Source organism: Mucilaginibacter sp. UR6-1, assembly GCF_020880975.1.
Taxonomy (GTDB): Bacteria; Bacteroidota; Bacteroidia; order Sphingobacteriales; family Sphingobacteriaceae; genus Mucilaginibacter.
Genome location: NZ_JAJIWP010000003.1, coordinates 157,895 through 179,929, shown reverse-complemented (window position 1 = coordinate 179,929; position 22,035 = coordinate 157,895). Strand labels below are relative to the sequence as shown.

General features: G+C 44.4%; 17 protein-coding genes. 7 read left to right on the top strand and 10 right to left on the bottom strand.

What is annotated here, in order from left to right; genetic code table 11:
* The first annotated feature begins 107 nt into the window (after positions 1 to 107).
* Positions 108 to 653: a peroxiredoxin gene (locus LJ707_RS11185; RefSeq protein ID WP_228950919.1), complete on the top strand. Its 546-nt coding sequence runs from the start codon at positions 108 to 110 to the stop codon at positions 651 to 653.
* Positions 654 to 731: 78 nt separating this feature from the next.
* Entirely contained in the window at positions 732 to 1,316 is a 585-nt protein-coding gene (locus LJ707_RS11180) for a carboxymuconolactone decarboxylase family protein (RefSeq protein WP_228950918.1), read from the top strand.
* 290 nt (positions 1,317 to 1,606) lie between these two features.
* Here the strand turns inward: LJ707_RS11180 and LJ707_RS11175 are convergent, their stop codons facing one another.
* Genes LJ707_RS11175 through LJ707_RS11160 form a run of 4 tightly spaced genes read right to left on the bottom strand, consistent with a single transcriptional unit; the run spans position 1,607 to position 6,213 of the window.
* The gene (locus tag LJ707_RS11175; RefSeq protein ID WP_228950917.1) at positions 1,607 to 3,148 is read right to left on the bottom strand and encodes a DHA2 family efflux MFS transporter permease subunit; all 1,542 of its coding nucleotides are present in this window, start codon (positions 3,146 to 3,148) and stop codon (positions 1,607 to 1,609) included.
* Between the two features lie 6 nt (positions 3,149 to 3,154).
* A complete protein-coding gene (locus LJ707_RS11170) occupies positions 3,155 to 4,207 on the bottom strand; it encodes an HlyD family secretion protein (RefSeq protein WP_228950916.1) in 1,053 nt (350 codons plus the stop codon).
* A gap of 18 nt (positions 4,208 to 4,225) precedes the next feature.
* Positions 4,226 to 5,584: a TolC family protein gene (locus tag LJ707_RS11165; protein ID WP_228950915.1), complete on the bottom strand. Its 1,359-nt coding sequence runs from the start codon at positions 5,582 to 5,584 to the stop codon at positions 4,226 to 4,228.
* Positions 5,581 to 6,213 carry a TetR/AcrR family transcriptional regulator gene (locus LJ707_RS11160; RefSeq protein ID WP_228950914.1) on the bottom strand — a complete coding sequence of 211 codons (633 nt, stop codon included), beginning with the start codon at positions 6,211 to 6,213 and terminating at the stop codon, positions 5,581 to 5,583. The genes LJ707_RS11165 and LJ707_RS11160 overlap by 4 nt, the downstream gene beginning before the upstream one ends.
* A 194-nt stretch (positions 6,214 to 6,407) precedes the next feature.
* Between LJ707_RS11160 and LJ707_RS11155 the strand changes: the two genes are divergently transcribed.
* The 4 genes from LJ707_RS11155 to LJ707_RS11140 all read left to right on the top strand — a co-directional run bounded on the left by LJ707_RS11155 (position 6,408) and on the right by LJ707_RS11140 (position 13,606).
* Positions 6,408 to 8,906 (top strand): PIG-L family deacetylase, encoded by a 2,499-nt coding sequence (locus LJ707_RS11155; RefSeq protein ID WP_228950913.1) that lies wholly within the window; start codon positions 6,408 to 6,410, stop codon positions 8,904 to 8,906.
* Positions 8,907 to 9,054: 148 nt separating this feature from the next.
* Positions 9,055 to 11,466: an ABC transporter permease gene (locus LJ707_RS11150; protein ID WP_228950912.1), complete on the top strand. Its 2,412-nt coding sequence runs from the start codon at positions 9,055 to 9,057 to the stop codon at positions 11,464 to 11,466.
* A 112-nt stretch (positions 11,467 to 11,578) separates the two neighbouring features.
* A complete protein-coding gene (locus tag LJ707_RS11145) occupies positions 11,579 to 11,785 on the top strand; it encodes a hypothetical protein (RefSeq protein WP_228950911.1) in 207 nt (68 codons plus the stop codon).
* Between the two features lie 111 nt (positions 11,786 to 11,896).
* Complete coding sequence (locus LJ707_RS11140) at positions 11,897 to 13,606, top strand: sodium:solute symporter (protein ID WP_228950910.1); 1,710 nt, start codon at positions 11,897 to 11,899, stop codon at positions 13,604 to 13,606.
* Here the strand turns inward: LJ707_RS11140 and LJ707_RS11135 are convergent.
* From LJ707_RS11135 to LJ707_RS11120, 4 genes are all read right to left on the bottom strand, one after another.
* Positions 13,566 to 14,711 (bottom strand): M20/M25/M40 family metallo-hydrolase, encoded by a 1,146-nt coding sequence (locus LJ707_RS11135; protein ID WP_228950909.1) that lies wholly within the window; start codon positions 14,709 to 14,711, stop codon positions 13,566 to 13,568. The genes LJ707_RS11140 and LJ707_RS11135 overlap by 41 nt on opposite strands.
* A 12-nt stretch (positions 14,712 to 14,723) precedes the next feature.
* Positions 14,724 to 15,269, bottom strand: coding sequence for an N-acetyltransferase (locus LJ707_RS11130; RefSeq protein ID WP_228950908.1), 546 nt, complete (start codon positions 15,267 to 15,269; stop codon positions 14,724 to 14,726).
* 246 nt (positions 15,270 to 15,515) lie between these two features.
* Positions 15,516 to 17,201, bottom strand: a complete 1,686-nt coding sequence (locus LJ707_RS11125) for a sodium/sugar symporter (protein WP_228950907.1) — start codon at positions 17,199 to 17,201, stop codon at positions 15,516 to 15,518.
* A 202-nt stretch (positions 17,202 to 17,403) separates the two neighbouring features.
* Complete coding sequence (locus LJ707_RS11120; protein WP_228950906.1) at positions 17,404 to 19,026, bottom strand: NADP-dependent glyceraldehyde-3-phosphate dehydrogenase; 1,623 nt, start codon at positions 19,024 to 19,026, stop codon at positions 17,404 to 17,406.
* 123 nt (positions 19,027 to 19,149) lie between these two features.
* Between LJ707_RS11120 and LJ707_RS11115 the strand changes: the two genes are divergently transcribed.
* Positions 19,150 to 19,755: an HAD family phosphatase gene (locus tag LJ707_RS11115; RefSeq protein ID WP_228950905.1), complete on the top strand. Its 606-nt coding sequence runs from the start codon at positions 19,150 to 19,152 to the stop codon at positions 19,753 to 19,755.
* Between the two features lie 16 nt (positions 19,756 to 19,771).
* On the opposite strand, the gene LJ707_RS11110 is transcribed toward LJ707_RS11115, so the two are convergent.
* Both LJ707_RS11110 and metF read right to left on the bottom strand, forming a co-directional pair.
* Positions 19,772 to 21,001 (bottom strand): hypothetical protein, encoded by a 1,230-nt coding sequence (locus LJ707_RS11110; RefSeq protein ID WP_228950904.1) that lies wholly within the window; start codon positions 20,999 to 21,001, stop codon positions 19,772 to 19,774.
* 43 nt (positions 21,002 to 21,044) lie between these two features.
* Positions 21,045 to 22,001, bottom strand: coding sequence for a methylenetetrahydrofolate reductase [NAD(P)H] (metF, locus tag LJ707_RS11105; RefSeq protein WP_228950903.1), 957 nt, complete (start codon positions 21,999 to 22,001; stop codon positions 21,045 to 21,047).
* Positions 22,002 to 22,035 lie beyond the last annotated feature (34 nt).

Here is a 22,035-nt window from a genome sequence, read left to right as displayed (position 1 = left end):
TATTTATCAAACATAAAATATAGATAAAAACTATAAGCTATAAATTATTCATATTTTGATGGGGCACCTTTTTGGGGTACATTTGTAAAAAAATCAAAACATCAAATATGATAACCATAGGACAGAAATTCCCTACATTTTCTAAAACAGCAGTAGTTAGCATTGAAAAAGGCAAAGAGTTTGAAACTTTAACTTCTGACTACCTTGTTAATGATGATAACGTATGGACCGTGATTTTCTGGTGGCCAAAAGACTTCACTTTTGTTTGCCCTACCGAGATTGCTGAGTTCAACAAAAACTACGGCGAATTCCGTGACCGCGAAACCCGTTTGATCGGTGCTTCAACCGACTCAGAGTTTGTTCACCATGCATGGAGAATGAACCATGACGATCTGCGTGATCTTAAATTCCCGATGCTGGCTGATACTTCAAAATCATTAGCTGAAGACCTGGGTATTTTAGAACCTACCGAAAAGATAGCTTACCGCGCTACTTTTATTATTGACCCTACCGGTATTGTACGTTGGGTATGCGTAAACGACCTGAACGTAGGCCGTAACGTTAAAGAAGTACTGCGTGTGCTTGACGGTTTACAAACTGACGAGCTTTGCCCTTGTAACTGGGAAAAAGGCCAGGAAACCCTTAACGCTTAATACTGACACTTACATATATCCCCGCACTATCATTAGGAATAATGCGGGGATTTTTTTGACCTCAATTTTTATAATATCATGAGCGAAAGCACTGAAATAATAACCGAATTATTGCAAGCAACAGGCCTTGAAGCCGGTTACCGTACCGAGAGCCTTAGCCTGCTTGAAAAAGGCGAATCACGCTACCTGCGCGATCTGAAACTAAACTTTACCAGCACCCTTACCAGCGAGCATTTGAGCGCTAAAGAGTGTGGATTAATTGGTTTGAGCATTGCTGCCAACAATAACAATACCCCGCTTACAAAGTATTACACCAAATACAGCGAAGAGCAGGGCGCAACCGCTGCCGAGATTGCCGAAGCCGTTGGCTGTGCATCATTATTGGCATCAAACAATGTGTTTTACCGTTTCAGGCACTTTACCCAAAAGGAAAAATACACCCAGATACCTGCCCGCATACGCATGCAACTGATGATGAAGCCTGTAACCGGTAAAGAGTTTTTTGAATTGCTGAGCCTTGCCGTATCGGCAGTTAACGGCTGTGAGATGTGTGTTAACGCCCACGAGGATTCGTTAATTAAACTTGGCACTACCGAGGAGCGTATTTTTGATGCCGTACGCATAGCATCATTAGTTACCGCAACCGGTAAAGTGATATTTTAATACACATTACCCCCTGTTTTTTTATAAACTATAATGCCCCGTGCTTAAAAGCCGGGGCATTTTTTTTAAAAACTGTTTGCTGCTAAAATAAAGTTTGTATTTAAGGCAGATTAAAGTAACTTTAGGGCAAGATTAAACAACCTCGGTTTCATAATATATTACTTGCGACTGTGCTGCTGGGGTGAAATTAATTTAATTGTTAATTTTTTGGGGAAGCCGTTCCGTATTCAGTACTGGAACGGCTTTTATTTTTATAACAATTATATTGATAGCTCCTTTTTTGCCTCTATTTAGTGTGCATCAGTTACCGCTTTCAGTTTTTTAAATGGCTGTAAGTATAATAACGGTATCGAAAACAGCATGATCAAGCCTGATATCCAGTATGCATCATCATAAGTTAACAACATGGTTTGCCTTATTACTGTACCTTCAATAGCCCGGTAGGCCATCTCGGTAGCATCAAGTACTGATTTACCTTTGGCCACAAAGCCCTGGGTAAGCATATGCAAACGCTCGTTAAACTGCGGGTTATACGGGTTTATATTTTCAATCAGTGTACTGCGGTGATAGCCCTGCCTGATATGTATAATGGTTGTTAAGGCCGCAATACCGAATGAACCACCTAACTGGCGCATCATATTGTTCAGGCCTGATCCCTGGCCAATTTCCGGACCCTTCAGATCAGCCATGGCAAGCGTAGTAAGCGGTACGAATAGTAAGGCCATACCCACACCACGTATCAGTAAGGGCACCATCACATCCTTTTCGCCGGTGGCAAGGGTGGAGTTGCTTAGCATCCAGGTAAATACAAAGAACAGGAACATACCGGCCGTAGCCATAAACTGGGCAGGCACACCCTTATTAAGCATTTTACCTATAAAAGGCATCATTACTATGGTACACAAACCACCCGGAAATAGGAGTTCACCCGTTTGCTGCGCGTTAAAGCCCAGCAAATTCTGGCAAAATACCGGGAACACGAATACCGACCCGTATAAACCGAAGCCCAATATAAAGGAGGTGAACATACCTACGGCAAAACTTCGGTGCCGCATAATGTTAAAGTTCACCACAGGGTGATCGGTACTCGTTTCGCGCCACACAAACAGGATGGCACCTAATATGGCGGTTACGGTAAGCACGGTGATATAACCTGTAGCAAACCAGTCCTCGCTCTCACCTTTCTCCAGAATGGTTTGCAAACTGCCTACTGATATAGCCAGGAGTAATATGCCCCACCAGTCAACCGGCCGGCCGATGACCTTGGGCGTTTCCTTAATGTAAGTGATGGTAAGGAATGCCGCCAAAGCACCAACGGGAATATTTACGTAAAATATCCACGGCCATGAATAGTTCTCGGTAATCCAGCCACCTATTGTCGGGCCTACAGTTGGGCCTACTACCGCACCCAAACCAAAAAGGGCGGTTGCGGTACCAATCTGCTCACGCGGCCAGGTTTCAAGCAAAATAGCCTGTGCTGTTGATATCAAACCACCACCTGCTATACCTTGCAAAATACGGAAGAGCACCAACTCCTCAAGCGTAGTGGCATTACCGCATAAAAATGAGGCAATGGTAAATACTATGATCGATGTTAAAAAGTAATTCTTTCGGCCAAACCTATCGCCCAGCCAGCCCGACATGGGCAGTACAATTACGTTGGCCACTGCATAGCCGGTTACTACCCAGGCTATGTCCTCGAGCGTAGCACCCAGGTTACCCTGTATGTGCGGGATAGCCACATTCACAATAGTGGTATCTATCAGCTCGAGCAGCGAGGCCATAATTACCGTAATGGTAATTATCCATTTTTTAAAGCCTGTTTCAGCCATGGTGTATTATTTAATATTAACCGAAGCATTTACGCTCATACCAGGGCGTAGTTTGGCTAATTGTTCTGGAGTTCCGTTTATTTTAATTTTAACCGGTACACGTTGTACAACCTTTACAAAGTTACCTGTAGCGTTATCCGGCGGCAGTAATGAAAATTTTGCACCTGTAGCAGGCGAAAAATTGTAAACCGTACCTTCAAGCTCCATATCAGGGTAAGCATCAACCTCAATATTTACCTTTTGGCCGTTACGTATCTCGTTTAACTGCGTTTCTTTAAAGTTAGCGGTAACATACAGGCTGTTATCATTAACAATAGCGAACAGGGTTTGCCCCGGCTGCACTAACTGGCCTACCTGTACATTCTTTTTGGCAGCGGTACCGCTTGCCGGTGATTTTACCTGCGCGTAGCTTAACTGCAGCTTGGCATAATCAATATCAACCTGGCGCTGATCAACACCGCTGTTGGTAACCTTTAACTGGTTACGTGTAGTACCTACCTGTTGCGATGCGGCTTTGTATTGTTCCTGAGCGGCACGGTAAGCAGCACGGGCAACAGCCAGGTCAGATTTTGCCTGATCGAATTGTTGCTGTGTAACTGATCCGTCTTTCACCAGGTTGGCATAACGCTCGTAATCTTTCTCCACCTTCTCTAACCTCGCGGCGGCTGATGTTACTTCGGCCTTAGCACTGGCTGAGTTAGCGGCGGTTGAGTATATCTGCGATTCGCTCACGCCAATACCAGCGCTTGCACCTTTTTGTGCGGCCTGCGCTTGCTCCAAACGTACCTTAAGGTCGCGGTCGTCAATTTTAACTAATAACTGGCCTTTATTTACGTGGGTGTTTTCTTCAAACAAAATGCTGTCAACGTAGCCGCCAACGCGTGCTACAACCGGGCTTATGTCGGCATCTATCTGCGCGTCGTCAGTATCCTCATGCGCGCTGAAGTAAATGTATTCTTTGATACCGAAAATGATACCGCCCAGCAATACAATGCCTAATATAATGGGTACTATCTTCGATTTCTTTTTTGGTTCCTGTGTGTCTGTATTCTGTGCCATTTTGGTGATGTTATAATATTATTTGTTTAGTGTTCCGGTTGATTTTAGTAGAGTGTAATATGCCAAGCCCGCATCGGCTTTAGCAAGCTCAAGGTTAATTTGTGCCTGGTAAAGCAGGGTTTGCGCATCGGCACGGTCAACAGCCGAAGCGATATTGCTGCGGTATTTTGACTGTAATATCTTATTGTTCTCACCCGCCTGCGCTATAGATGTTTGCAGCAGCTTTATTTTTGATAGTGCCGCTATATATCCCTGGTAGCTTTGGTTAACCTCATTTTTGATACGGTCAACCTCAATACCTTTGTTAATATCAACCTGTGTGCGTTGAATTTTTGCTTCGGCAACCTTGTGCTTATTGGTCCACAGCGCGCCAAAGTTCCATGAGGCGGTAAGGCCTACTGATATTGGTGTAATGTAATTGCCTGATTTTGGTAGCGGGTTAGCTGCCGCATCAACATAATACGCGCTTGCCGCGGCATTAAGGTTTGGCAATAAATTACCTTTTACTGAGCCTATGTTTTTATCAGCTACCTGAGCCTGCAAATCAGCCTGTTTTAATTCAGGGCGATTGGTGATGGCCGTATCAATATAACTTGCCAGCATATTTACCGCGCGTTGGGTGGTATCTATCTGGTCTATCCTGATCTCGGTAGTTTCGGGTAAGCCAAGCAATATATCAAGGTTGTAGTTAACTATCTTACGGTTGTTCTCCAGGTCAATGCCGTTCAGCTCAATGTTTGAACGTTGTAACTGAAACTGCAATACATCATTCTTGGTAACCAGGCCCTGCTCAAAAAAACGTTGCGATTGTTTAATTTGCTGATCAACAGTGGCTAAATTTTGCTCCACTACCTTTTTACTCTGCAATACCTTGTACAGGTTATAATATGAGTTGATGATGTTGTACACGATCTGATCCTTATCGTTCACCTCATCCAAACGGGCTATCTGGCTTAATAACTCGGTAGACTCGCGGGCGTATTTTAATTTATTGCCCGAAAAGATGGCTTGATTAAGCGATGCGATACCCAACCAGGCATCAGCGTGCTTTGGCAGGTTCAGGCTTTCCTCGCCAAACTGCAGCCTGTTGGCCGGTATTTGCGCACGGTTGTAGCCAAAGCTTACACTACCGGTTGGCAATGATCTGTCCTTAGCCTGGTTATATTGCTCAACCGCCTGATCAATTTTTGATTTTGATAATTTTAATTGTTTACTGTTGGCTACGCCCAGGTTTATTGCTTCGTCAAGGGTCAAAGCCTTATCCTGTGCGTTGGCCGCTGTTGAGATGAGCAAGGCCAGCAACACACCGAAGATGGCATAAACAAAAAGCTGCCGGTGTAAAAAGTGCGGGTTTGTGGTGTTGTTATGAGTTATCATTTTACGAGTAAGTAGGTGTTAAGTAACTGTTTAAGGTATTTTTTTATGCGGGGTTTTAATTCCTGTTCCATATACTCCGCATCGTTTACATCCCGCTTTAGCAATTTTGATGCTAAATGCGTGCTGTTGGTAATATAATTTTTGGTGCCAAAAATGGTAGCGATAGCCATCTCTACATCCGTATCCTTATGGAAGATGCCGGTGCTTATGCCTTCATCAAAAATGCGTTTGAATTCATTTACGTTGCCCATAATAATATCGCTTAGCTTATCAGTAAGTTCACTGCGGCGGCCGAGCCATATCTCACGGTTCATCAGGCGCGAAAAGCAACTGTTTACTACCACCTTATCTATAAAGCTATCAATACACTTTTCAAGCTTATCCCAGGCGTTCATGCTTTCATCATTGCCAATGTTATTGATCACCGTGCGGAACACCTCTATTTTACGTTCAAACACAGCCACTAACAATCCTTCTTTTGATCCGAAGTAATAGTTAAGCATGGCCATATTTACCCCTGCTTCGCCTGATATCATCCGGGTGGAGGCGGCATCATAACCTACGTCAGAGAATACCCTCTCGGCAACGTCGAGTATATGATCTTTCTTATCGGTTTTTTCCTTTTCCATTTTTTTGATGGCACAAAATTAATCAAGCGATTGATTAATTAGTGTAATCAAATTGTAAACTATATTCAAACTACTGATAATCAATTAATAAAAATTAATCAATCGATTAATTAATTATTTTTTTACATAGATTTTAACACGATTGTTATGTTGAAAAATAGAAAAACTGTACATCTTTATATATTTTTACCGGCATGAAGAGAATTCTTTTATCTGCCTCACTACTATTACTATCCATATATAGCTATTCACAATCGGCCCCGGCGGCTGATGTTGCCTCTATTGAACAAAATTTACAGGGACTTAATACCCTTGGCAGTGTGCTGTACGTAGCAGCTCACCCGGATGACGAGAACACCCGGCTTTTAGCCTGGCTTGCACGTGAAAAACATTACCGAACGGGCTACCTCTCGCTTACCCGCGGTGATGGCGGCCAAAACCTGATCGGTACTGAGCAAAGCGAGTTATTAGGCCTCGTACGTACACAAGAGCTACTGGCCGCGCGCCGCTATGATGGCGCCGAACAATTTTTTACCCGCGCCAACGATTTCGGCTTTTCAAAAACACCCGAAGAAACCCTTAAAATATGGGACAAAGAGAAAGTACTTGGTGATGTGGTTTGGGTGATCCGCAAATTCAGGCCTGATGTAATGATCTGCCGCTTCCCTACCACCGGCGAGGGCGGGCACGGGCATCATACCTCATCGGCCATACTGGCGCAGGAGGCATTCGCCGCCGCCGCAGATCCGAAACGTTTTCCGGAACAATTAAAATACGTGCAGGTATGGCAAGCCAAACGCCTGCTATGGAATACCTTTAATTTTGGCAATACCAATACCATTAACCCTAACCAATTTAAGGTTGATGTTGGAGGATATAATGTATTTATGGGTAAAAGCTATGGCGAAATAGCCGCGCAAAGCCGCTCCAACCATAAATCGCAGGGCTTTGGTGCCGCCGCCCAGCGTGGCGAGTGGTTTGAATATTTTAAAACCATTGCAGGCGAAGCTCCAAAAAAAACATTATTGGATGGTGTTGATACTACCTGGGCACGCACTAAAGCCCCCGCCGAGATAAGTGCCGCCATTGTTAATATACAAAAGAGTTTTAGCCCCTCACATCCGGAGCTGTCGGTAAACGCGCTGGTTGACCTGCTGGGCAAAATTGAGGCCACCGGAGATGTTTACTGGCGCACCCAAAAAGTAAAACAGGTTAAGGATTTAATTGCGGGCTGTGCCGGTTTATGGTTTGAAAGCTATGCCACCGAGCCTACCTACGCCGTTGGTGACAGTATGGGCGTAATGAACCAGTTTATTATTCGCAACCCGGTACAGGTAACTTCAGTAGCTATTGATAACGGGCGGATGCGCAGCGTAGTAGCCGGTATCCGTACACCCAATGTGCCTACCCATGAATTCCGTACGGTGGCGTTTGACGCGGTGAAGAACCGCATTCCGTTCAAAAACACCTCTCAGCCTTACTGGCTGGGCAGCGCGCATGGCATAGGCCTGTATACGTTACCTGCCGATACCCTTGCAGGGTATCCCGAAAACCCGAACACGCCGTCAGTGAGTTTTGAATTTACCATCAACAATAAAAAGATACGTTATGAGGCACCGGTAGTTTACAAATACACTGACCCGGTACGTGGTGAGGTGTATCAGCCTGTTGAGATCGTTCCGCCCGTTACAGCCAATGTGGAGAACCCGGTTTACCTGTTCAGCGGGCAACAACCGCAGCAGGTACGTATCAAGCTAAAAAACTTTACGCCTGATGGCGAAGGCTATGTGAGCATAAAGCCCGTTAACGGCTGGACCATCAGCCCCGAAAAAATAGACTTTGCAGATAAAAAGATAAACGATGAATGGACAGTAAGCTTTACCGTTACCCCTACCGGTGCAGACCCTTTAGTGAGTAAGCTACAGGCTGTAGTAAACACGGTGGGTAAGGATTGGTCGCTTGGTTTACATCGTATAAAATATGAGCATATTCCAAACATCACGCTTTTTCCGCCTGCGGAGGCACGTTTGGTTAACCTCGACATTAAAACCGCGGGTAAAAATATTGCGTATCTGCCCGGCGCGGGCGATAAGATACCCGAGGCTTTAAGGCAACTGGGTTACAACGTACATATTTTAAGCGAGGATGATATTATGAATACCGACCTGGCTATTTATGATGCCATCATTACCGGTGTACGCTCATTTAACGTTAACCCACGCCTGGTGTTTGAGCAACCCCGCCTGCTTAATTACGTAAACAATGGCGGCAACCTGGTGGTGCAATACAACACCGCAGGGCGTATGGTTACCGATAGTATTGGCCCCTACCCCTTTGAAGTGGTTAACCAGCGTGTAACCGAGGAGGATGCTAAAGTAACGTTTTCAGATCCGGCCAGCCCGCTTCTCAATTATCCCAACAAAATAACCAATGCTGATTTTGATGGCTGGATACAGGAGCGCGGCCTTTATTTTGCCGCAAGTATTGATAAGCGTTACAGCACGCCATTGCAAATGAACGATACCAAAATGCCGCCCAACAAAGGTTCGCTTATTACGGCAGATTATGGCAAGGGCCGGTTTGTATATACATCGCTATCATTTTTCAGGGAATTACCTGCCGGGGTACCGGGCGCGTACAGGTTGTTTATCAACTTATTAAGCAAACCGCAGCCACCGGTGCAACAGCCATAATGCTGTATCAAAACCGAACGATTATTGTATCGTATGCGAACAAATAAACAATTATCACATACACATAAACAACTGATTTACAAATAGATAAATAAAGGGCACAGCGTATGCAGTTTTAACATAGCTCAATTAAACAATCATCATTATCATGATAAAAAGCTATTTTAAAACTGCATGGCGTAACCTGTGGAAAAGCAAGTTCTTTTCGGCTATTAATATTATTGGCTTATCAATAGGCATGGCAGCGTGTATCGTTATCATGCTTTTTGTTTTTTATGAGAAGAGCTTTGATAATTTTCACAACAAAAATATATACCGTTTAAGCGAGGTACAAGCGCCTCCGGGCATGGCGGCTTCTCAAAAAGTAGCGCTTTCAATGGCGCCAATGGGGCAAAGCTTAAAAAATGATTATCCTGAAGTAAAAAACTATGTAAGAGTAAAACGGATCGATAAGTACCAGCTTACCAATCAATCAAAGAAACTTTTTTTGCAGCAGGGCCTCTTCGTCGACTCTACATTTTTAGAGTTATTCAACTTTCCATTGGTTAAAGGCGATAAGCGCACCGCCCTGCAAAAACCTAACAGCGTATTACTTACACAGCAAACCGCGAAAAAGCTTTTTGGGGATGATGACCCGATAGGTAAAACAATAACGCATTACGCCGCAGATACAACAACATACGCTGTAACAGGTGTGCTGGCCGACGTACCCCAAAATTCGCACCTACAATTTGAAGGCTTATTTACGTTAAGCACCATGTACCAGCAATGGCAGGGCCGGTTTAACAGCTGGGGCGGCAATTGGCTTACTACCTACATTGAGCTTGCACCCGGTGCCGATATTGCTCAACTTGAAAACAAAATGCCGGCTTTCCTGAAAAAATACATGAGCGAGGGCGGGAACTGGAAATATTACGAGCTGTTTTATACACCGTTAAAAGATGTACATGCCTCAACAACCGATGTTGGTTTGGATTATATGAATTATCAAAAATTCGATAGCAAATCAACCAACCTTTTCAGCCTGGTGGCTATTGTGGTACTTATCATCGCCTGCATCAACTTCATGAACCTGACCACCGCCCGCTCGGCAGAATGGTCAAAGGAAGTGGGTATCCGTAAATCCATCGGTGCGCAGCGCAACCAGTTGGCCGCACAGTTTTTAGGCGAAACAGTAATGCTGGCCTTGCTTGCATTGGTATTAGCGCTTATAATGGTAAAGCTGTGTTTGCCTTTTGTTAACCAGCTTAGCCAGCGCAGCCTGGAGCTCTCCCTTTTCAGTGATCCAATAATTTTGTTAGCCATTACCGGATTAGCCATTGTGGTGGGTTTACTTTCGGGCTTGTATCCAGCGCTGTTCCTGTCATCCTTTCAGCCTGTTAAGGTGCTTAAAGGTGCCATATCATCATCAGGCAAGGGTAAGGCCGGCTTGCGCAATGCATTGGTGGTTGGGCAGTTTAGCAGCGCGGTTTTTTTGATGATAGCTACTGTTTTTGTGGTAAAACAACTGCGCTACATGCAGCAGCGCGATCCCGGCTTTAACCGCGAACAAATTGTAACCATACCGCTTGATAATGTTACCAGCCAAAAGTACGATCTGTTAAAACAGGAGCTATCAGGCAATACAGCCATTGCCGATATTACCGGCGCGCAGGATGTATTGGGCAGCCATATGGATCAATCGGGCGTTCAATATAAACCCGCCAACGGACCAACGCGCGAACTGGCCACAACAAGGCTTATTGTGGATAATAACTTCCTCAAACTGTATAATATTAAACTGGTAGCCGGTAAAAACTTCTCGGCTGATAAATCAGGCTATGGCAGGGAATACATTGTTAATGAGGCTTTGGCCAAAGAGCTTTTAAAAGATGAACCAAAGGCTAAGCTAAGCTCATTGCTGGGCCGCCAGTTTGGGTTTGACTCGCTGGGTGTGATCACCGGCATCGCAAAGGATTTCAACTTTAACTCCATGCACCATAAAATTGAAACCATGTTTATGTTCAACGTTAGGGAATGGGGTTTCAGCCAGATGTCCGTCAAGATCAATCCCGGTAAAACCGCCGAAGCGCTTACACTGATAAAAACCAAATGGGCAGCTACCTTTCCTGACTATCCTTTTGAATATACGTTTGTAGACGATCATTTTAAAGAGGTGTATCAGGCCGATAACCAGGTAAGCCAGGTGATAAGTATACTTACAGGGCTGGCTATTTTTATATCATGCCTTGGTTTATTAGGCCTCGCCTCCTACTCTGCCGAAAAACGTATCAAGGAGATAGGCGTACGCAAGGTGTTAGGCGCATCGGTACAAAATATAGTGCTGCTGCTGTCAGGCCATTTCCTGAAACTGGTATTACTGGCCAACGTTATTGCCTGGCCGCTGGCCTGGTATGCCATGCATAACTGGCTTGATAACTTTGCCTTTCGCATTAATATTGAATGGTTTGTTTTTGTGATGGTGGCGGCAATGTCTGTCATTATCGCCTTACTTACCATCAGTTTTCAGTCGGTTAAGGCGGCTATTGCCAACCCGATAAAAAGCCTGCGTACCGAGTAAATATTAAACATTGTGGCCTATTGCGGGTTTAACTCATGGTAAAGGTTAATTAATGTTGCCAATGAAAATATAATCGATATTTTTGCGGGTAAATAAACATAGATAAAACATTATGTCACATCATCACCACTCACATAAACACGAAGAAGAAGCAAAAAAGAACGACTACATCTATTTTGTTGTAGCACTTATCAGCGGCATGTTTGTTGGCGCTATTGTTGACAGGGGCTTGATCTACATACCTGTTGGTGGTGTATTTGGTTTATTAACTGCCGCGGTATTTATAAAATTCCTGGTTAGAGGCCGTGAAAACGTCTGATAATAACGGGCTACCCACATTTATACGTAACTGGAACCAGTTTTACATCTTGGTAGGTGTTTGGCTGGTTCTTCTTATTTCTGTATTTTGGCTCGTTACCAAAATATTTGAATGAGCTTTACCGACTGGATTGTACTTGCCGTAACCCTGCTTGCCATTATTGGCTATGGCTTATGGAAAAGCGGCAGTAATAAAAATGTAGACCAGTTTTTGGTAGGCAACCGCTCGCTGCCCTGGTACGCGGTAGGGCTTTCGGTAATGGCTACGCAGGCCAGCGCCATCACCTTTCTTTCAGCACCCGGGCAAGCTTATGGCGATGGGATGCGCTTTGTACAATTCTATTTCGGGCTGCCGCTGGCCATGATTGTGCTGTGTATAACCTTTGTACCCATATTTCACCGGCTAAAAGTTTATACCGCTTACGAGTACCTGGAGCAACGCTTTGACCTGAAAACACGCGTGCTCACATCGTTTCTGTTTTTGGTGCAGCGGGGCCTGTCAACCGGTATTACCATATATGCGCCGTCCATCATCCTGTCAACTATTTTACATATCGATACTACCTACACCACCCTGGCTATAGGCGGACTGGTTATTTTTTATACTGTTTATGGCGGTACCAAGGCGGTATCATACACCCAAATGCTGCAAATGAGCATTATATTTTTAGGGATGTTTTTTGCCGGGGTGATGGTGGTAAAACTATTGCCAAATAATGTGGGCTTTGTTGACGCGCTGAAACTTAGCGGCAAGCTCGGCCGCATGAACGTGATCGACTGGAAGTTTGACCCCGATAACAGCTACAATGTATGGAGCGGGTTGATCGGTGGTTTCTTTTTGCAGTTATCCTATTTTGGTACTGATCAAAGTCAGGTAGGCCGGTATTTAACCGGAAGTTCGGTAGCGCAAAGCCGGATGGGCTTAATTATGAACGGACTGATCAAGATACCGATGCAGTTTTTAATATTGCTGATAGGGGTGCTGGTATTCGCGTTCTACCAGTTTAACAAGCCACCGGTATTTTTTAACAGTTATGAGGTTGACCGGGTAAAAAACAGCAGCTACGCCCCGCAATACAATGCCATTGAGCAAAACCATGCCAGGGTATTTGAGCAGCGTAAGGTAGCGGCGCAAAACCTGGTATCGGCTTTTGAGAGCGATGATGAAAGCAAAATCGCATCAGCAAAAACCGAACTGAAAAAAGCTGATACCGATGCGCTGCAACTCCGCAAGCAAGCCGTAGCGTTAATGAAAAAGAATAATGCCGCCGCCGACACTAACGATACAAATTACGTTTTCCTGAGCTTTGTTACCCAATATTTGCCACAGGGATTGATCGGCTTGCTCATCGCCATTGTGTTTTTAGCATCCATGGGCTCAACGGCCAGCGCGCTTAACTCACTGGCATCAACCAGCGTAGTTGATATTTATAAGCGGGTGATTAACCCTACGGCAAGCGACAGAAATTACCTGAATGCCTCGCGCCTGGCAACGGTGATTTGGGGTGTGGCCAGCATTGGCATGGCGTTGTACGCCGGCAAGCTGGGTAATTTATTAGAGGCCGTAAACCAATTAGGCTCATACCTGTATGGCACCATACTGGGTGTATTTGTAGTTGCTTTTTACCTTAAACACATTAAGGGTACCGCAGTATTTTGGGCAGCCATAATTAGCGAAGCCATTATTTGCCTGATGGGTTATTATGAGGTGGTGGCTTATTTATGGCTCAACGCTATAGGGTGTTTGGTGGTGGTGATCGTAGCATCGGTATTCAACATGTTTAACAGGGGTAGCTCAACGGCAACTCCGGGTTATGAATAAGCCGGTACACCAGATTATTCAGCAGGTGAATGTAGACGTTAATGCCCTCGCGTATCTCATCCATAAAAATATATTCATCGGCCATGTGCGAGCGTGCTGAATCACCGGGCCCCATTTTCATGGATGGTACCGTTAACCATCCCTGATCTGAACTGGTTGGCGATACATAGGTTTTGCGACCCAAATCAATGCCCGACAATACCAGCGGATGGATATGGCTGATAGATGATGGCTGCATTACGCCCGGCCTTACGGTTATCTCGCAACCGGTATAGCTTTTTATTACATCCAATACTTCGTCAGCCGTGTAGCAACTGTTCAGCCGCACATCTACCGTAAAGCGGCACTCATGCGGAATGATATTATGCTGAATACCGGCATTGATTTGCGTAACGCTCATTTTTACCGGCCACATAAAGGCAGGCTGTTTCGGGAATTGATAGGTACTAAACCATTGTATGGCTTTAAGCGCTTTATAAACCGCGTTGTCCCCCTCGTTACGGGCGGCGTGGCCGGGCTTGCCGTAGCATACGCAATCAAGCACCATGTTACCCATTTCGGCAGTGGCCATGTGCATTTGGGTAGGCTCGCCTACTATGGCAAAAGCAATATTACCAAGCTGAGGCAGAACAGCGTTTAGCCCGTTATAACCCGAATTTTCTTCCTCGCCTGTTGCCGCTATGCACAGGTTAAAAGGCAGATGCGCATCATCATAAAAATAAACAAATACCGATAGCAGCGACACCAGGCAGCCACCCGCATCATTACTGCCCAAACCATACAAACGGCCATCAGCCATAACCGGCTCAAACGGATCGCAGGTATAACCCTCATTAGGCTTCACGGTATCGTGGTGAGAGTTAAGCAGGATGGTAGGCTTAGCAGGATCATAATATTTATTAAAAGCCCAGATGTTGTTATAGTTGCGGTGCACCGGAATATGATGGCCGTACAAAAAATCAGTAATAAGGGCGGCTGTTCCATGTTCCTCGCCGCTAAAGGATGGTGTAGCTATTATGCGTGTGAGTAATTTCAGGGCATCATCAGCTAAATTATCTATACGTTCAGCGTCATCCACCACGGGATGAATAAGTACTTGTTCCATAATTCAGAATGTTTAGTTTTTTGAGGGATTGAACAGCATGGCAGTACACAGGCAGTTGCAGCGGCATTTACCCTCCAGTATGTTATGGTTAACGCAGCTTTTGCACCCTTCCCAAAAATGTTCATCGGTAGTAATTTCGGAGTAGGTTACCGGCTCAAAGCCCAGGCGGGTGTTAAGTTTCATAATGGCCAGGCCGGAGGTAATGGAGAATATCTGCGCATCAGGATATTTTTCGCGCGAGAGTCGGAATATCTCTTCCTTTATGGCTGCCGCCACACCCAGTTGCCTGTATTCAGGCGATACAATGAGGCCGCTGTTTGATACGAATTTACCATCTTCCCACTCCTCTATGTATGAGAAGCCCGCCCACTGCCCGTTATCGCTTACGGCTACCACGGCTTTACCGCCGTGTATCTTTTCAATAATACTGTTTACCGGGCGTTTAGATATGCCTGAGCCACGGGCAATGGCAGAGCGTTCGGTTTCTTCAGAGATCTGTTGCGCGTAAATATCATCATCAGGTGTTGCCAGCCTCACGATGAAGGAATTGTTTTCCATGGTTATTGATATTACTTGATGGCTGCATTATATCATCAGCCAACAACTATCAATAAATCAAATGCCAATCACGCTTACAGCTCAACACCACCCGCAAGTAAACTCACTATCAATACATTACATACCAAAGCACGCAATATGGCAATTAGCTAACCCTTCCATTTTGAAAAGGTTATTATCATAACGATATAAAAAAAGCGCCTGCATATTTATGCAGGCGCTTGCTATAATTAAAAAAATAATTTACTACCAGAAAATGCTGTAAAGCGCAACCAGGATACCCCCTATAAGCAGTGCACCAGCGGTAAACGCCCTTGAGGTACGGAACATGGATGATTCAATTTCCAACCCGTTGGTTTTAATGCCTTTTGATGCATCAATTTTTGAGATGATATACATACCGATGATACAGATCAGGAACACAAAACCCATACGGTCAAGAAACGGGATCTCGTAAACGCCGGTACCGTTATCCTTTGAAAACCCGTAAGGAGCCATGAATGACAGATCAGCCCATTGCGGTAAGAATTTGAATATTACCGAAAATATAAAGCCGCCAATGGTAGAGAATAACGCCGCGTTTGAAGTAGCCTTTTTCCAGAAAAAACCCAGGATAAACATGGCGAAGATACCCGGAGATACAAAGCCGGTATATTCCTGAATATACTGGAAGCCTTGCTTGCCTTCGCCCATCAGCGCATCGCCAATAAGTAGGGATAATATCACACCCAATATCATGGATACCGCTACAGACCATTTTCCTAATGATACCAGTTGTTTATCAGTAGCATCAGGCTTAATGGCTTTTTTATAGATATCAAGTGTAAAAATGGTAGCTATACTATTGGCTTTTCCCGCTAATGAAGCTACAATAGCCGCCGTTAATGCCGCGAATGACAGGCCTTTTAATCCTGAAGGTAAAAGGTTAAGTAATGATGGATAAGCTTTGTTTACATCAACAACACCTTTAGCGCTCAGCATTTCCTGCTGAAACATGCCTTTTTGGTACAAATAGTAAGCCGCTATACCCGGTAATACCACGATAACCGGCATCAACAACTTTAAAAATGCCGCGAACAGGATACCACCGCGCGCCGTATTCAGGTTAGCCCCCAAGGCACGCTGCGTAATGTACTGGTTACAGCCCCAATAGTTAAGGTTAGTGATCCACATACCGCCGATCAGTACTGAAAGACCCGGCAGATCCATATAGTTAGCATTGTCCTTATTGAATATCATGTGGAAGTGATCGTTCACCTCTTTATGTAAAACGCTTAAACCGCCTACTATACCTGTACTGCCTGATATATTATTGATTTGCCCGATAGCAAGGTAGGTAGCCACCAAACCACCTAATATCAATACAAAAACCTGTATAACATCGGTATAACCAATTACCTTCATACCACCCAGGGTGATGATGATGGAGAATACCGCTAATAAACCGATACACAATTCCAGGTTTAAGCCTGAAATACCGCTTACCGCCAGTGCACCCAGGTAAAGGATAGACATGAGGTTAACCACAATGTACAGCAACAGCCAAAATATAGCCATAATCATGGCTACTGTGCCATTATACCGCTGATGCAAAAACTGCGGCATGGTAAATATTTTATTACGCAGGTAAACCGGGATAAAAAATATAGCCACAATAACCAGTGTAGCTGCTGCCATCCACTCGTAAGTTGATATAGCCAAACCCATTTTAAAGCCCGAACCACTCATACCGATGAACTGCTCGGCCGAAATATTGGAGGCGATCAATGAAGCGCCAATTGCCCACCATGTTAGTGATCCTTCGGCCAAAAAGTAGTCTTTTGAAGTAGCATCTGCATTGTGCTTGCGTTTGTATACCCAAAATCCGTACAGCGACACGATGATCAGGTACACAAAAAACACGGTGTAGTCACCGGTAGAAAGTGTTTTCATTAGTTATTTTTAGGTTTAATATGTCTGTTTGACAATTATAGTTTTTAATTATTGGTTTAGCAATAGCATATACAATTTGTTGTGCAAATTTTTCAAGTTTATAAATATAGGTGTGCAATGTTAACAAATCCGTTAATAACAGATTAATTACAAAAAAGCCCCCGTTTATACAGAGGCTTTTTACTGTAGTAGCATTTGATACCTAAAGGATAAATTTTGTACTTAAAAAGTTAGAATCGTTATCGTGCACTATCTCGTTGATGATCTGCTTATTGACATCGTTCAGCTTGGTAGCTACCAGCGAGCGGATGGAGAACGAGCGCAGGGCATCATGAACTGACAATGTGCCCTCGGCGCTATCCTTACGGCCTGTAAAAGGGAACACATCCGGCCCGCGCTGGCATTGGGCGTTGATGTTTACACGGCTCACCAGGTTAACAAACGGATCGATCAATGAGGAGATCTCCTTGGCATCATTACTAAAGATACTCACCTGCATACCATGCGGCGAATCTATCTGGTATTGTATCGGTTCTTCTATCGATTCATACGGCACCACCGGTATCACCGGGCCAAACTGCTCTTCACGATACAGCTTCATTTTATCGTTAACCGGGTAAACTACCGCCGGGAACACGAATGATTCGGACGTTACGCCACCGTTCTCATTCATTACCCTGGCACCGTTGGCGGCGGCATCATCAATACACTCTTTCAGGTAATCGGGTTTATGCGGCTCGGGCAGCGGGGTTATTTTTACATCCTTCTCCCACGGGAGGCCTATTTTCAGGTTAGATACGCTTTCGCTTAGTAAACGCAAAAACTCGTCGGCTACCTCCTTATGTACAAATATCATTTTAATGGCGGTACAGCGTTGCCCGTTAAAAGATAATGAGCCCAGTATACACTCGCTTACGGCAAGCTTCAGGTCGGCGTGTTTGGTAACAATGGCAGCATTTTTAGCATCCAGACTTAAAACAGCACGCAGGCGGTTAATTTTAGGGTGGCTCTTTTTTAATCCGTTGGCTACCTTGCTTGAGCCAATAAACGCCAGTACGTTAATTTTGCCGGTTTGCATTAGTCCGGGAGTAACATCGGCACCACGGCCATAGATGGTATTTACTACTCCTTTGGGGAAGGCTTCCTGGAAAGCCCTCAACAGTGGGTAATGCAACAAAGTGCCATGCTTAGGTGGTTTAAATAGCAGGGTGTTACCCATAATAAGTGCCGGTATCAGCGTAGTAAAGGTTTCGTTAAGCGGATAGTTAAACGGCCCCATACAAAGCACCACACCAATAGGCGAACGGCGGATCTGGGCTATGATGCCCTCGGCCATCTCAAAACGAGATGATTGGCGGTCGATATCCTTCAGCCCATCAATAGTAGCGTTGATGTACTCTACCGTACGGTCAAATTCCTTTGCCGAGTCGGCGTATGATTTACCGATCTCCCACATCAGCAACTTCACCACAAATGTGCGCTGCTCAATCATTTTGTACACAAATTTTTCCATGCACTTAATACGCTGGTCAAGGCTCATAGTAGGCCATTCGCCGCGGCCGTTATCGTAGGCGGCAATAGCGGCATCAAGGGCTTCCATGGCTTCTTTTTCGGTACAAACCGGGTAGGTGCCAATTAATTTGCGTTTAAGGCCTTCGGGAGTTGGTATGCAAACGGGCGAATAAACTTCGGTTACATCGCCTTCCCAGGGCTTCATTTCGCCGTTGCTGAGGTATTCACGCTGATGCACTTCCTCAATCCTGAACTCGTCAGGTATCAGGCTTTCATCAACAAAAAGTGAACGGAGCTGATCTTGAAAACTCATGGTGTATAGTTTAGTTGTTTTATCATAAAGTGAGACATCTAACCGCACAGCATCGCTTTCACATAACGCAAGTTAAAAATTAATACCCTTACATTTACCCGGTACATGTAACTTTATATTGATATGATAAAAGCCATAATATTTGACCTGGGCGGTGTTTTGATAGACTGGAACCCACGACTTTTATACCGAAAAATATTTAGCAACGAAGAGCAGATAACCCACTTTTTGGATAACGTTTGCACACCCGACTGGAATGAGGAGCAGGATGCCGGGCGAAGCCTTGCCGATGGTACCGAGCTACTGGTAAGGCAACACCCGGAGCATGAGGATAACATACGCGCTTTTTACAGCCGATGGACAGAAATGCTTGGCGGAGAGATAGCGGGTACCGTTGAATTGTTTAATCAGTTGCGAAACGATGACCGCTTTAAACTTTACGCCCTTACCAACTGGAGTGCCGAAACCTTTGTAATTGCCGAGCAGGAATATCCATTTTTGAAACAGTTTGACGGTGTAGTAGTATCGGGCATTGAAAAAACACGCAAGCCACATGCGGAATTTTACCGGATATTGCTTGAACGGTATAATGTAAAGCCCGAAGAAGCCTTATTTATTGATGACAACCTGCGCAATGTTGAAGCTGCCATTAAGCTGGGCATTGACAGCATACGCTTTACATCAGCAAATGAATTGAAAACAGAATTACAAACAAGGGCCATACTATAAGTACGGCCCTTGATAATTATTTAAAATGGTACCTGAACGTACCGCCAAGTATTGATGACGATATACTAAACATGGTGTAGCTTGTAAAAGCGGCGTGCCCGGTATAACCGGCAGCTATTTCAAAACGGTTATTTATAAGCGTGCCTACTTGCAACGGAAAATTTGCCCAATATTGCTCCAGCTTGTACGGGCCATAAAGATAGCCCGGTGTAGAGCCCTCGGCAAAAAACCGATTATTTTTATAAAAAGACAGGTTTAAGCCAAGACCTACTGAAGCAAATAACCGCAGCTTGCTGGTGCTGTAAAAGTTATATAGTACCTGTGGCGTTATGGTTACGTTATATTGCTCAAAGGCATAATACTGCCGTTCGGCTAAACCGGTATATAGTGGATCCTGGCCTGCAAAGGTGGGTTTATTGTATGCAAATGATACCTCGCCTCTTAAAACCAGCCTGCGTGTAATACTATTGGTATAAACATCAACACCCGCGCTTATTTTTGGCGAAAAACTATTTACCGTACCGGCTTTTACAAACTGATTATCGCCGCCGAACTGGTTACCTGATACTATACCACCCAAACCCACAAAAAAATCGTATCCGCCGGCACTCTTTTTTACCACGGCACCGCCACCATTTATTTTTTGTATTACTCTCAGCAAGTCGTCTCGCTTGTAGCCTAAATGGTCAAAATCGGTAAACTTAACGTTGCCGCCTAAGTACTTACGCTGCAACTCAAATATTTGCGAGATGTAAACAGGCAAGGTACGGATGGTGCTGCCATCTTCGTAGTAATTATAGTAGATGAGTTCTACAGGCGCCTGATCGCCTTCTTTGTAAAAGAAACTACGCTTGTTATCCTTAAACTTATCATACAATGACACTTTTGAACCGCTAATCAACTCATGCAAAAACACAGTATCAATGCGCGTTGTAGTATCACGATAAGAGTCCAGATCGGGAAAAACATTCTTATTATTACTAACATGGCCTACATACGCCAGGTACGAATAATCGCTTGCTGAAAAACCCTTAATGGTAAGCGGTGTATACTTTGCTTCTTCTCTATATGTATGATTTTTTTTAAAGCTGACAGATTGTGGATTGGTTTCCCATTCCTTTACATTAATATAGCCCTTAACAGTATCGCCATTATTATTTACCACGTATCCTTCGCGGTAATTTTGTTGGGCAGAAGCAATTACAGGCAGCATTATAGCCGCCAAAATTGTGAATAAGGGTTTCATGAAAAATGTGTAAGGTTCAGATCAATAATATAAATTGTAATAGTTAAAATATTGCCTCGGCAATGCGCTTAGTTGGGCCCGGGTTACCCATGGTATAAAAGTGCAGTACCGGCGCGCCAAATTTAACCAATTCTTTACATTGATTGATCATCCATTCAATACCCACATCTTTTACCTGCTTTTCGTCTTTACAACCCTGTATGGCATCTACCAGATCCTCGGGCATATCAATAAAAAATGTTTTTGAAAGGCTAACCAGTTGTTTTGACGCGGTGATAGGCTTCAATCCCGGAATAATTGGCACGTTAATGCCATGTTCGCGGCACTTGTTCACAAACTCAAAGTATTTTTGGTTATCAAAAAACATTTGGGTAACAATAAATTCCGCACCCATATCCACCTTTTGTTTCAGGTACTTAAAGTCTGATTTAAGGTTGGGTGCCTCAAAATGCTTTTCGGGATAACCGGCTACACCAACGCAAAAGTTAGTTTTTACGCTATCTTCATAATCTTCGTGCAGGTAAATACCATTGTTCATATTAACTACCTGTTGCAGCAACTCGGTAGCATAGCAGTGTCCGTTAGGTGTTGGGATAAAAGTAGCATCGCCACGGCGGGCATCGCCGCGCAGCACCAGCACGTTATCAATGCCTAAAAATTGCAGATCAACCAGCGCGTTTTCGGTTTCGTCCTTAGTAAAACCGCCGCAAAGCATGTGCGGCACGGTATCAACCTTATACTTATTCATGATAGCCGCGCAAATGGCGATGGTACCCGGGCGCTTACGGTAGCTCAGCTTTTCGAGCAGGCCGTTATCATGCTGTTTATAAATATAATCTTCGCGCAGCGAGGTAACATCAATAAACGGCGGGTTAAACTCCATCAACGGATCGATAGCGTTGTAAATACCCTGTATGCTCTGCCCTTTTAAAGGCGGTATCAATTCAAACGAAAAAAGTGTTTTGCCGTTGGCGTTTTGGATATGTTCGGTGATCTTCATTAGCCCCTAACCCCTAAAGGGGGATTTTTTGGAT